At 63.3% G+C, this 12,434-nt stretch carries 12 protein-coding genes; 5 read left to right on the top strand and 7 right to left on the bottom strand.

From position 1 onward, the window contains the following. Positions 1-5: 5 nt before the first annotated feature. The 4 genes from BG60_RS39030 to norR form a co-directional block, all read right to left on the bottom strand. Positions 6-176 carry a hypothetical protein gene (locus BG60_RS39030; RefSeq protein WP_033537070.1) on the bottom strand — a complete coding sequence of 57 codons (171 nt, stop codon included), beginning with the start codon at positions 174-176 and terminating at the stop codon, positions 6-8. 14 nt (positions 177-190) lie between these two features. Next, a complete protein-coding gene (locus BG60_RS15755; protein ID WP_008353197.1) occupies positions 191-1,408 on the bottom strand; it encodes a c-type cytochrome in 1,218 nt (405 codons plus the stop codon). Positions 1,409-1,466: 58 nt separating this feature from the next. Continuing rightward, positions 1,467-2,078 carry a c-type cytochrome gene (locus BG60_RS15750; RefSeq protein ID WP_081851858.1) on the bottom strand — a complete coding sequence of 204 codons (612 nt, stop codon included), beginning with the start codon at positions 2,076-2,078 and terminating at the stop codon, positions 1,467-1,469. Positions 2,079-2,516: 438 nt separating this feature from the next. Further along, entirely contained in the window at positions 2,517-4,118 is a 1,602-nt protein-coding gene (gene norR, locus BG60_RS15745; RefSeq protein WP_033537052.1) for a nitric oxide reductase transcriptional regulator NorR, read from the bottom strand. Positions 4,119-4,242: 124 nt separating this feature from the next. On the opposite strand from norR, the gene hmpA reads away from it, so the two are divergent. The 5 genes from hmpA (at position 4,243) to BG60_RS39025 (ending at position 7,937) form a co-directional block, all read left to right on the top strand. After that, positions 4,243-5,424, top strand: a complete 1,182-nt coding sequence (hmpA, locus tag BG60_RS15740; RefSeq protein ID WP_008353194.1) for an NO-inducible flavohemoprotein — start codon at positions 4,243-4,245, stop codon at positions 5,422-5,424. A gap of 190 nt (positions 5,425-5,614) precedes the next feature. Continuing rightward, positions 5,615-6,052 carry a carboxymuconolactone decarboxylase family protein gene (locus BG60_RS15735; RefSeq protein WP_008353193.1) on the top strand — a complete coding sequence of 146 codons (438 nt, stop codon included), beginning with the start codon at positions 5,615-5,617 and terminating at the stop codon, positions 6,050-6,052. Positions 6,053-6,062: 10 nt separating this feature from the next. Next, positions 6,063-6,473, top strand: coding sequence for a cupin domain-containing protein (locus tag BG60_RS15730; protein WP_008353191.1), 411 nt, complete (start codon positions 6,063-6,065; stop codon positions 6,471-6,473). Positions 6,474-6,480: 7 nt separating this feature from the next. After that, positions 6,481-7,710, top strand: a complete 1,230-nt coding sequence (locus tag BG60_RS15725; RefSeq protein ID WP_008353189.1) for an NnrS family protein — start codon at positions 6,481-6,483, stop codon at positions 7,708-7,710. 83 nt (positions 7,711-7,793) lie between these two features. Continuing rightward, positions 7,794-7,937: a hypothetical protein gene (locus tag BG60_RS39025; RefSeq protein ID WP_167561851.1), complete on the top strand. Its 144-nt coding sequence runs from the start codon at positions 7,794-7,796 to the stop codon at positions 7,935-7,937. A gap of 49 nt (positions 7,938-7,986) precedes the next feature. On the opposite strand, the gene BG60_RS15715 is transcribed toward BG60_RS39025, so the two are convergent. The 3 genes from BG60_RS15715 to BG60_RS15705 form a co-directional block, all read right to left on the bottom strand. Then, a complete protein-coding gene (locus tag BG60_RS15715; RefSeq protein WP_033537053.1) occupies positions 7,987-9,069 on the bottom strand; it encodes an acyltransferase family protein in 1,083 nt (360 codons plus the stop codon). Between the two features lie 201 nt (positions 9,070-9,270). Beyond that, positions 9,271-10,587, bottom strand: coding sequence for an oxalate/formate MFS antiporter (gene oxlT, locus BG60_RS15710; protein ID WP_008353183.1), 1,317 nt, complete (start codon positions 10,585-10,587; stop codon positions 9,271-9,273). Between the two features lie 347 nt (positions 10,588-10,934). Continuing rightward, on the bottom strand, positions 10,935-12,377 hold the full coding sequence (locus BG60_RS15705; protein ID WP_008353181.1) for an OprD family outer membrane porin: 1,443 nt from the start codon (positions 12,375-12,377) through the stop codon (positions 10,935-10,937). Positions 12,378-12,434 lie beyond the last annotated feature (57 nt).

Here is a 12,434-nt window from a genome sequence, read left to right as displayed (position 1 = left end):
ATGAATCACTGGATCACGCCGCGCGGCAGGAACACGGCGAAGTAAAAGATGAACCAGATGCCGATCACGATCGCGGTCGAGATGCCCGCGAGCGCGATCGCGCCCGACGGGCCGCGCTTCACGATCTCGTCGAGTTGCGCGTCTTCCTTCGCGAGTTCATTCGGGTCTTCGGTCATGGTGTCGTCGATGCTCAATAAAGTGGCGCCGAACGCAGCTCGTTCACTTCCTTCACGGAAACCGGCGTGCCGTGGTTGCCCCACGCGGTGCGGATATACGTGACGACCGCCGCGACCTCGACATCCGAGAGCGACTGCGCGAACGGCGGCATGCCGTAAGGCTTCGGGTTCTTGAACGTGCCCGGCGGATAGCCGCCGTTCAGCACCATGCGGATCGGATTCACCGACGAGTTCATCACGATCGATTGATTGTTCGCGAGCGGCGGGAAATCGGGCGGCTTGCCCTGGCCTTGCGTCGCGTGACATTCGGCGCAGTGCTGGTCGTAGACCTTCTTGCCGAGCGGCGCGAGATCCGAGCGCGCCTCGACGGCCGCCTGGCTCGGCGGCGCGGGCTTGTCGCCGGAACGCGCGGGCAGCGCCTTCAGATAGACGGCCATCGCGCGCACGTCTTCCTCGCTCAGATATTGCAGACTGTCGTAGACAACTTCGGCCATCGGTCCATACACCGCGCCGCGATTCGACACGCCCGCATGCAGCAGGCCGACGATGTCCTCCATGCTCCAGTCGCCGAGACCCGCTTCCTTGTTCGACGTGAGCGACGGCGCGTACCAGTTCTGGATCGGGATCAGCCCGCCTTCGAACGCCTTCGACTTCACATTGCCGCCGAGCGCGTTGATCGCGGTGTGGCACATCGAGCAATGACCGAGCCCTTCGACGAGATACGCGCCGCGGTTCCATTCCGCGGATTGCGTCGCGTCCGGCTGATACTCGCCCTCGCGAAAGAAGAGCGAACGCCAGCCGTACAGCAGCTCGCGTCGGTTGAACGGAAAACGCAATTCGTGCGGCCGGTTGGGCTGATGCACCGGCGGCGTGGACATCAGGAATGCGTAGATTGCGTCGGAGTCGGCGCGCGTGACTTTTGTATAGGACGTATAGGGCATCGCGGGATAAAGCAGCGAGCCGTCGCGTGACTTGCCCGAGTGCATCATCGTGTAGAACTCGCCGGCGCTCCAGCTGCCGATGCCCGTCTCCTTGTCCGACGAGATGTTGGGCGTGAAGAGCGTGCCGAAGGGCGTGTCCATCGGACGGCCGCCGCCGAACGTCTTGCCCGCCGGCAGCGTATGGCACGCGATGCAATCGCCCGCGCGCGCGAGATATTCGCCGCGCTTGACGGTCGCGGCGTCGGCGCTCTGCGCGATGGCATGTTCGATCGGCGCGGCGCACGCCGCCATGAAGACCGCGACGGTCAGCGCTCGGAATGGGCGAAAACGGAGCACGTCGGGTCCTCGCTTAGTTGTGGACGCTGCCGCACGCGAGCGGCATCTTGAGCGAACCGGCGGCGACCGGCACCGGATCGGCCGGCGCGGGCAGCGTCGCGAGGTAGGCCGCGATCGCGGTGATGTCGCGGTCGGAGAGCAGTTTCGCGACCTGCCCCATGCAATCCGGCGCGACCGTCGAGCGCGTGCCGTATCGCCATGCGCCGAGTTGCGCGCTGATGTAGTCGGCATGCAGGCCGAGCAGACCGGGAATCGCCGGCTCCATGCCGGTCATCGACGCGCCGTGGCAGCTCACGCAGGCGGGCACGTTGCGCGTAGCGTTGCCCTTCGTGACGAGCGTCTTGCCGAGCTCTAGCGTCTTCGAATCGACGGTGACGGGCGACGGCGGCGGAAACGGCGGATGTTCGCTCGCGAAGTATTCCGCGATCTGCTTCAAATACGCGTCGGGAAGATACGCGAGCAGGTAATTCATCGGCGGATACTTGCGCCGGCCGTCGCGAAAAGCGAGCAGTTGGTTGTACAGATAGCCGGCGGGCTTGCCGGACAGACGCGGGAAGTAGTCGTTGTCGGTGCCCTGGCCCTGCGAGCCGTGGCATGTGGCGCATCCCATCACGCGGGCCTGCATCGTGTCGGGCGCGCGCTCCAGCGGCGCGTTGTCGGCCGCGAACGCTCCGATGCTGAAAAACGCGAAGAGCGCGGACCAAAAGAATGTGCCGAGCTTTGCCACGTTTCGCACGTAACCCCCGTTGTCGATTTGCCGTGTTCGATGTGCCGGGCGCGTGCTGCTCGTCCGGCTCGGTTCTTCAAGGCGCTGCAATGTTCTTGCTGCAGATGGGTTGCGCTAGGCTTTTCTGATCTTAGAAGAGATCGCCCGTTTTTCCCAACTCAGAGATTGTCTCAATCTGTCACATCGATGCGCGTGACAAATCCGAGTGTTTTTTGCGTTCGAACAATGAACCGCATCTTTTTGAGACGAGCAACGACGTCGACCCGATCTGCTAAGGACTGTAGATAGTCGCTTTGCGCGGCCATGTCCATCCTTTCGAGATGAACGAGGTGTTGCTCATTTGAGCCCGAGGCGCTTGGCGAGGCGATTGAGATTCGCGCGATCCAGACCGAGCTCGCGCGCCGCCGACGCCCAGTTCTGGTTGTGACGCTTCAACGCGTCGAGGATGAGCGTGCGTTCGTAGGCCGTCACGGCGTCGCGGAAGTCGGCGCCCGGCGCGGGCAGCGGCGCGGCTTCGACGCGCGTCGCGGCATCGGCGGCCAGTGCGGTGTCGCCGGCGAGCGTGAGGTCGGCGGCGGTGAGCGTGAGGATGCGCGGACGTTCGCGATGCGCCGCGAGCGCCTTCAATGCGCTGCGTCCGATCAGATGCTCCAGTTCGCGCACGTTGCCGGGCCAGCGATACGCGAGCAGCGCGGCTTGCGCATCGGCGGAAAGACGCAGGCTCAGGAGGCCGAGGCGCGAGCGGTTCTCTTCGAGAAAGTAGCCGGCGAGCAGCAAGACGTCGCGTCCGCGTTCGCGCAACGGCGGCACGACGAGCGGATACACCGACAGCCGATGATAGAAGTCCGCGCGAAAGCGCCCTTCACGCACTTCCTCGGCGAGATCGCGATTGGTGGCGGCAATGAGCCGCACGTCGACCTTGTGCTCGCTGTCCGAGCCGATCCGCTGCAACTGGCCGTTCTGAAGCACGCGCAGCAGCTTGGCCTGCACGGGCAGCGGCAGCTCGCCGACTTCATCGAGAAAGAGCGTGCCGCCATCGGCGAGTTCGAACTTCCCGCGCCGGTCCGACGACGCGCCCGAAAACGCACCGCGCACATGCCCGAAGAGCTCGCTTTCGACGAGCGTATCGGGCAGCGCCGCGCAATTCAGGCTGACGAGCGGTTTGTCGGCGCGCGGCGAAAGCGCGTGAATCTCGCTCGCGACGAGCTCCTTGCCGACGCCCGTCTCGCCGGTGATGAGCACGGTCAGATCGCTCGACGCGACGATCGCAATCTCTTCCTGCAAGCGGTTATGCGGCTCGCTGCTGCCGATCATTTCGCGCCTGCGCGGCCCGCTCGCCTGCCGATACACCTCCGCACGCTGACGCTCGGCCTCGCTCGATTTCGCGAGCGCATCGATGCGCTCGGCGACGCTCACGGTCGCCGCCGCGAGACTCAAGAACGCCTGCAGCGAAGCCATGTCGATGCCGTCGAAGCGCGCGGGATCGAGCGCGTCGAGCGTCAGCAAGCCCCACGCGCGCCCGTTGATGACGAGCGGGCAGCCTAGACAATCGTGCACCTCCAGACCGCCGCTCACGCCCTTGACCAGTCCGTCGTAGGGATCGGGCAAGTCCGAGCCGGCGGCGAAGCGCGTCGGTTCAGCGCGCGCGAGAATGCGTGCGAACCGCGGGTGGTCGCTCACGCGAAAGCGCCGGCCGAGCGTATCGCCCGAAAGACCGTCGATGGCGAGCGGCACGAGCGTGTCGCCGTCGAGCCGCAAGAGCGCGGACGCATCGCTCGGAAACAGCGCGCGCGATGTGTGCAGCAAACGGCGGTAGCGCTCGGTGTCGGGCATCTCGCTCGACAGGTCCTCGATAAGCGGAACGAGCGCATCGAGCAGCACGCGTGAAGTCATTGCGACTACGTCAGCAGTCCTTTTGACTAGAGTCGAATCGACCATGTTTGATAATAAACGATTGATTTATCGACGATTCTACTCTGGCACGGATCGTGTATAGATTCTGCCGAAGAATTCAGACGCGAAAGCGCCCTGCTTTCGCCTTTATCACACGAGGAAACGAACAATGCTGTCAGCAGAACACCGTGCCATCGTCAAAGCGACCGTTCCCCTTCTGGAAAGCGGCGGCGAAGCCCTCACCACGCACTTCTATAACAAGATGCTCAGCGAGTATCCCGAGGTCCGCCCGATGTTCAACCAGGCGCACCAGGCAAGCGGCGCGCAACCACGCGCGCTCGCCAACGGCGTGCTGATGTACGCACGGCACATCGACGAACTGGAGAAGCTCGGCGGGCTCGTCGGCCAGATCATCAACAAGCACGTCGCGCTGGACATCCAGCCGGAACATTATCCGATCGTCGGACGCTGCCTGCTCGCGTCGATCCGTGAGGTGCTCGGCGCGGAAATCGCCACCGACGCCGTCATCGAGGCGTGGGCCGCGGCCTATGGGCAACTTGCGGATCTGCTGATCGGACTCGAGGAAGGCATCTACAGCGAGCGCGAAAACGCGCCGGGCGGCTGGCGCGGCACGCGGCGTTTCGTCGTCGCGCGCAAGGAGAAGGAAAGCGACGAGATCACGTCCTTCTATCTCGTGCCGGAAGACGGCGGCGCGCTGCTCGACTTCCATCCGGGTCAGTACATCGGCTTGCGCCTGTTCATCGACGGCGAGGAACTGCGCCGCAACTACTCGCTCTCGGCCGCACCGAACGGCCGCGAATATCGCATCAGCGTGAAGCGTGAGGCGAATGGCAAGGTGTCGAATTTCCTGCATGAACACGTCGGCGAAAACAGCGTGCTCGATCTCTATCCGCCCGCAGGCGACTTCAAGCTCGAACACAACGACAAGCCGCTCGTGCTCATCAGCGGCGGGGTCGGCATCACGCCGACGCTCGCGATGCTGCAAGCCGCGCTCAAAACGCAACGCCCGGTGCACTTCATCCACTCGGCGCGGCACGGCGGCGTGCACGCGTTCCGTGCGGCGATCGAGGAACTGGCGGCGCGCCATCCGCAACTGAAGCGCTTCTACTGCTACGAGCACAAGCGCGATGGCGATCTCGAAGCGCACGGCATCGGCTTTGTCGACGAAACGCTGCTCGATACGTGGCTGCCGAAGAACCGCGATGTCGATGCCTACTTCCTCGGGCCGAAGGCGTTCATGAAGGCGGTGAAGAAGCATCTGAAGGCGCTCGGCGTGCCCGAAGCGCAGAGCCGCTACGAGTTCTTCGGCCCGGCCGCCGCGCTCGACTGATTCCGTGCGTGGTGCGGCCCTCGACCCGCGGCGCATTTGGCCGCGGGTTTTTTTGCGCGTTCCAGCCTTTGCAAGTGGTTACCTCGATTTTGTAGAAACCGGCCATTTCAAAAGGCCAGCCAGACGCCTAATCTGCTCTTGCCGCGCCGATCTGGCGCACTTTCAGAACCCAGGCAAAGAGGATACGCAAATGGAACCCCGTCTCGACTTCTACAAAGCCAATCCCGCAGCAATCAAGGCGCTGGTCGGCGTCGAGGAGCGCATCGCGAAGTCCGCGCTCGAGAAATCGCTGACCGAACTGGTACGGCTGCGCGCATCGCAGATCAACGGCTGCGCGTTTTGCGTCGACATGCATACGACCGATGCGCGCAAGGGCGGCGAAACTGATCGGCGGCTGGCGACGGTCGTTGTCTGGCGCGAGACGCCGTTCTTCACCGATCGCGAACGCGCCGCGCTCGAATGGACCGAGGCGTTGACGCTGGTGTCGCAAGACCACGTACCCGATGCCGTGTGGGAAGCCGTGAAGCCCCATTTCAGCGACGATGAAATTGTCGACCTGACGCTGCTCGTTTCCGCGATCAATAGCTGGAACCGTTTCGCGATCGCTTTCCGCAAGCTGCCGGCGTGAGGGCATCGACATGAGAAAGCGCGAAATTCTCGTGCTGGCGGCCGCGCTGATGATCGGTGCAGCGAGCGCCGGCGCGCACGACGCGGCGGGCGCGGAACTCGTCACGCCGATGATCAAGCAGGCCGTGCCGGAAGTGGCCGGCAAGAACGTGCTGATGGCGACCGTCTCGTACAAGCCGGGACAGTCGTCGGAGGCGCACATGCATCCGGGGTCGATCTTCGCTTACGTGCTGGAGGGCCGCGTGACTTCGCAGCTCGAAGGCGGAAGCGCGAAGACGTATGGCCCCGGCGAATCGTGGTACGAACCGCCGGGCGCGCATCACATCGTGTCGAAGAATGCGAGCGCGACGAAGCCGGCAAAGCTGCTCGTGTTCGCGATCGTCGGCGATGGCGATCCGGTCAAGCAGCCGATCCCGCATTGAGGACAACATGAAGATCGCAGAACCCGACACCGTTTTCATCGCGACGCCGCAGAAGCGTTCGCCGGAGCATCGGCCGCGTTTCGCGCTGTTCGATCTCGGCTTCCGGCCGTTCTACCTGTGCGGCGCGGCGTTCGGCGCGCTCTCGGTGACGGTGTGGCTACTGGTGCTGTCGGGCGTGCCGCTCTTCGGCGGCTATCTGCTGCGCGCGGATCCGGTCGCTTGGCACGCGCACGAGATGGTGTTCGGGTTCGCGGCGGCGATCGTCGCCGGCTTTCTGCTGACGGCCGTGCGCGCGTGGACCGGACGCGACACGGCCAAGGGCGCGACACTCGCATCGCTCGTGCTGCTGTGGCTCGCCGGGCGCGTGCTCGTGTGGAGCGGCCCGGCGCTGCCGGCGGCGATCGTCGATAGCGCGTTCCTGCCGGTCGCCGCGATTCTGCTGCTGCGGGTGCTCGTCGAGGCGGGCAACCGGCGCAACTACTTCATCGCGGTCGTTGTGTTCGCGTTCGGCGCGCTGAACGCCGCGTTCCACGCGTTCGCCATCGACGCGCGCCCCGATCTCGCGATGCGCGCGGTGTGTGCGTCGGCGGGCATCGTCGTGTTGCTCGTCGGCGTGATCGGCGGACGCGTGATCCCGATGTTCACCGCCAATGCAATGCCCGGTTTCATCGCACGGCGCTGGCGCTTCGTCGAGTTGATGGCCGCGCCGCTCACGATCGCGGCGTTTGTCGCGGACGCCTTCGCGCTCGATGGCGCGATCGTCGCGCCGATCGCCTTGCTGGCCTGCGGCGTGCATCTCGCGCGGATGATCGGCTGGCGCTCGTACGCGGTGCGCGGCCGGCCGATTCTCGCGATCCTGCATCTCGCTTATGCGTGGCTGCCGCTCGGCTTCGCACTGCTCGCGCTGTCGGCGCTCGGATGGACACGCGTGCCGCACAGTCTCGCGATGCATGCGTTCGCGGCTGGCGCGATCGGCGGCGCGATCATCGCGATGATCACGCGCACCGCGCGCGGGCATACCGGACGGCCGCTCGTCGCGGACACCCGCGATGTCGCGTGCTACGCGCTCGTGATGTCAGCGGGCGCACTGCGCGTGCTCGGGCCGCTCGTCGCGCCTTCGTGGCATTCGACGTGGGTCTTTGCGGCTGGGTCGTGCTGGGTTCTTGCGTTCGGGCTCTACGTCGCCGCTTATGCCGCGCCGCTCTTCAAGCCGCGCGCGGATGGCAAGCCAGGTTGAGACGGCGACGGATTTTGACATCGGGAAGCGAGGGTTCCGCGAGAATCGCGTCCGGCTTTCCCGATTCCGATTCCGATCCCGCCATGAAGCACCTTCGTTCTCTTTGCGCCGCGGCGACGCTCATCGCCGCTTTGCTCGCCCTTTCCGGCTGCGGCCTCTTCGGATGCAGCGGCTTTGCCACCAACGGCGGCGGCTTCGGCGGCTGCAGCGTCGGCACGCGGTTCTGATTCGATGGCGCGAGGCGGGCGACAAGCCGGGTCGCAAGGATCATCGTCATCACAGCGCAACGCCGCCCGCGGCCTTCGCCTTTTTGGCGCCCGAATACCTCGCCTTCAATCCGAGCGCCTGCTTCTCGATCAAATACCAAGAGAGCGCGCCCGCGAGCCAGGAACCGGGCAGCGCGATCAGCATCATCTGTAGCGCGGAGCCGTCCGGATAGAAGTGATTCACGACCTGCTGAATCGGCCAGCCATAGAGATAGATCCCGTACGAATAGTCTTCGATGGGTCCGAGATTGAGCTTTGGCGCGAAGGCGATCATGAACACGCCATAGGCAATCACCGCGCCGCAGGCAATCTCGAACGCCGGCTGACGGTAGGAAAGCACCGCCGCAAGCAGCAGCGCGAAGAGACCCTGGCGGTTCAGCGGGATGAAATCCCGGTTGACGTAGAGAAAGACACCAGCGGCGAAAAACACGGCAACGCGAAGGTTGGACGGATCGCCCGTGATGAACGGCATGTAGGTCGGCGCGAAGAGTCCGATCGCGACCAGGGCGGCGATGCAGAGGTTAGCGACCCATCGACTGCGAAGCGCGCCGAGCGCGCCGAACACCAGTACCAGGACGTAAAGCCGGACCTCGACCCAGATGCTCCACAGCGTTCCGTTCACGGCGTTCCGCGCGTGATTGTCCGTGAAGACGCCGGGCAAGCGCTCGGCATACTCATACAGAGAGGCGTTGCGCCAGACAAAGCCGTACGTCTCGGGTGACTCGAAGTAGATTCCGCGCGAAAGCGTCGTCAACGACGGTCCGAGCACGAAGGCGAGCAGCGCCATGCAAACGACCAGCGCCGGGAACAGACGCAGGGCGCGCGAGATGACGAAGTCTTTCACGCTGTGCCGACGATCGAAGCTGAACGTGATGAGAAATCCGCTGATGACGAAAAAGATATGCAGACCGAGATCGCCCGAATATCGGTAATGCAGGATCGACGTCGTGAAATCTCTGAGACCGTTGGTCGTGGCGGCAAGCGCGAACGAATGCCCATAGACAACGAGCGAAGCGGCGATAAGACGCAACAGCAGGAAATTATTACTGTCCTCTCGGCCGTTCTTATTAAAAGCTTGTCCCAGCGTTCTCATGAATGCCGGCTATGTGGAAGGCGGAATTGTAACGCGGTGTGACACAAATTAATAAGTTGCCGAAGCGGCGGTCCGTTTGACCCGCTCCCTTCTCCGCGCGGCTTCAGCCGAAGACGCGCGGAGAGGACCTTCACACGAGCACTGCTCGGCCACGAACCGGCACAAGGACGTTCGCGGACGACAGTGAAAACCAGGCTAATTTCAGGAAGATATCTGGTTCGTTTTGGTTAGCCCTTGTTGCATGAGACTTTGCTGGGTCTGCGAATGTGCATTGCGCATCGGCTTCAGCACGAAAAGCGCGAGCAGCGCCGATATCGCCGCCATCCCCGCCGCAAGCATGAACACGGCGTGCCAGCTGCCGGTCATCGTCGTGATGACGCTCGAGAACGGCACCAGCAACGCCGCCGTGCCCTTCGCCGTGTACAGCAGGCCCGCGTTCGTCGCCGCGAACTTCGGACCGAAGGTATCGCCGCACGTCGCCGGGAAGAGACTGTAGATTTCGCCCCACGCGAAGAACACGATGCCCGTCAGCACGACAAACGCGATCGGGCTATGCCCGTACTTCGACAACGCGACGATGCCCACCGCCTCGATCGCGAACGCGACGAACATCGTGTTTTCCCGTCCGATGCGATCCGAGACCCAACCGAAGAACGGCCGCGTCAGACCGTTGAGCACGCGGTCGATCGTGAGCGCGAAGGTCAGCGCGGGCAAGGTCAAGCCGAGTATCGACACGGGCGAATCGTGCAAGCCGAAGTCCTTCGCGATCGGACCGAGCTGCGCGGTCGCCATCAGGCCGCCGGCGGCCATCATCACGAACATCAGATACATGACCCAGAAGATCGGCGACTGCAGCACCTGCTTCGGACTCGCGTTGTAGACCGCGGCCTTGACCGTGCTCTTCACCGTCGCGAGCAACTGCGCGGGCGGCGCATAGAGCGCCATGCCGAGCAGGAAGACCACGAGGCCCTGGCCGAGACCGAACCACAGGAACGTCGCTTCATAGCCGCTCGATTTGATCATGTGCGCGATCGGCACGACGGTCGCGGCGGAACCCATCCCGAAGCCTGCCGCCGTGATGCCCGCAGCAAGTCCGCGCCGCGTCGGGAACCACTTGAGCGCGTTGCCGACGCACGTGCCGTACACCGCGCCCGCACCCACGCCACCGACCGCCGCGGCGAAGTACAGAAGCGGCAGCGACGACGCCACCGAGTTGATCGCCCACGCGATCGCGCATAGCAGCCCGCCACCGACCACCACCGGCCTTGGACCGTACTTGTCGACGAGATAACCCTCGATAGGCACGAGCCATGTCTCCGTCACGACGAAGATCGTAAACGCCACCTGAATGGCCGCGCGGCCCCAGTGGTACTTCTCGTCGATCGGATTGACGAAGAGCGTCCAGCCGTACTGCATGTTCGCGATCATCGCCATGCAAATCACGCCGAAAACCAACTGCACCCACGGCGACGCGAGGCGCGACGCCTTGTCATCGCGGCCCATCTGGTTCATTCCCATGCCTGTCTCCTTGGCAAATATGCCTTGTGTATGCGGACGTCGAACGACGCCTCCCGCGACGCCCATTCATGCTGCGCGCATATACACAGTATGTGATATATCAAGTAAGTCAAGCGAAAGAAATGGCGGGGTTTTCACTTAGAGGATGAAACGGTGTAAGCGCATGAAAGCTGCAGTGAGCGCGGATCGTACAGACGAAAAAAAGCCCGGCAGAGGGAGACCTGCCGGGCGATGAGCGTGGGCGAGACATGGCAATCCGCAGCACGCCTTCTCTTTATAAATGAAAGTTAAACGTAATGTAAACGGGTATTTTTGTAGGGTTTACGCTGCGGTGTTTTTAGGCGTTTTCAGAACACGTTCACAGGGACATTGACCATCAGCCGGTAGACGTCGCTCGTGCCGTCCGGATAGTACGCGCTATTGCTGTGATGATGCATGTAGTAGAACTTGATCGACGTGTTCTTGAACTTGCCGTCGGGAATCGTGTAGCTCGGGATCACGCCGATTTCGTAGTGCGTACCGCTGATCGGCTTGCCGTTCACCAGATAGTTAGCCGCCTGAGCGCTGTCGCCGTTAGCCATCGCGCTGCCATCCGCGCCCCAGCCGTAAGCACCCCACAACGCGAACTTCGCGCCGGGCAGGCCGTATTCCTTGAGGTTGAGCGAATACGACAGGCTCACCGATTTTTCATGCGGCTGGTTGTAGTCGACATCGAGCGAATTCGACAGATAATCGCCCGCAGATTGCCCCATGTAGTCGAACGTCTGATCGCTCACGATCTGCTGGAACGCGAACTGCACCGTATGCGCGCCGTGCGTGCCGGCGAGCGCGAGCGAATACGCGTTATTGTTGATCGACCCTTGACGCTTGTCGCCGATCGCGCCGGTGTAGTAGTAGTTCAACGAACCCGTCCAGCGGATGCTCTTCGGATCGCCGATGCTCTGCGTCGCCGTCAGGTAGTACTGCTGCCATACGTTGTTCGCGACGCTGCCGTAGAGCGAGACGGCCGTATCGTCACCGTGTGTCCAGTCGCCGCCGAAGTACGTGAACTGCGAGACGTGCGTGCCGCCGTATTCCGTCGTGAGGCCGGTGACGGTCGTCATGCCGCGCGCGATCACGCCATCGACCGTGCCGGCCTTGAGCGTCAGGTTCTTGATCTCGTCGCTGGCAAGCGAGAAGCCGCGATACGTCGGCGGCAACGCGCGGTTGTCGTGCGGCACGAGGAACGGGTTATCGAAGAGTTGCTGACCGTATTTAAGCACCGTGTTCGACACGCGCGCCTTCACGTCCCACACGCCCGGATACGCCCACGCGAGCTGGTTCGCGCCGCTCGGGTCGCCGCTCGAGGAAACGTGCACGCGATTGCCCGCGCCCTGCCCGCCGTTCAGCTTGAACGCACCGAAGAGCGACACGTCCGCACCCACGCCGATCAGCCCTTTCGTATAGCCCGACTCGAACACGGCCTGCGCACCGAGGACCCACGCGTCCTTCTTGCCTGCGCCCTTGAATTCGTCATGCTCTGTGAAGGACCGCATCAACAGATTCAAGTGCGAATCCTCGATGAATCCCTTCGATTTCGCCTGATTGCTGACGGGCGCATCGGCTTCCGTGTTGGGCGGCGAATCCGGTGCCAGCGCCTTTTGACGCGTGAGCAGATCATCGTCGGCGGATGGCTGCTGCGCCTGCGCGGCCTGCGTCGGCGCCTGTTGCGCATGTGCCGGAACGGCTGCGGCGATATAAGCGCCGAAAAGCAAAATGGACAATGCCGCTGACGTTTTTTGTTTTTTCATGAAAAGTATCTCCACTGACTCGACCCGCAAACAACATGAAATGAACAACTAGAAAGG

It is taken from the genome of Caballeronia zhejiangensis (assembly GCF_000698575.1).
GTDB classification, from domain to species: Bacteria; Pseudomonadota; Gammaproteobacteria; order Burkholderiales; family Burkholderiaceae; genus Caballeronia; species Caballeronia zhejiangensis.
This window is presented reverse-complemented; position numbering and strand designations above follow the sequence as displayed.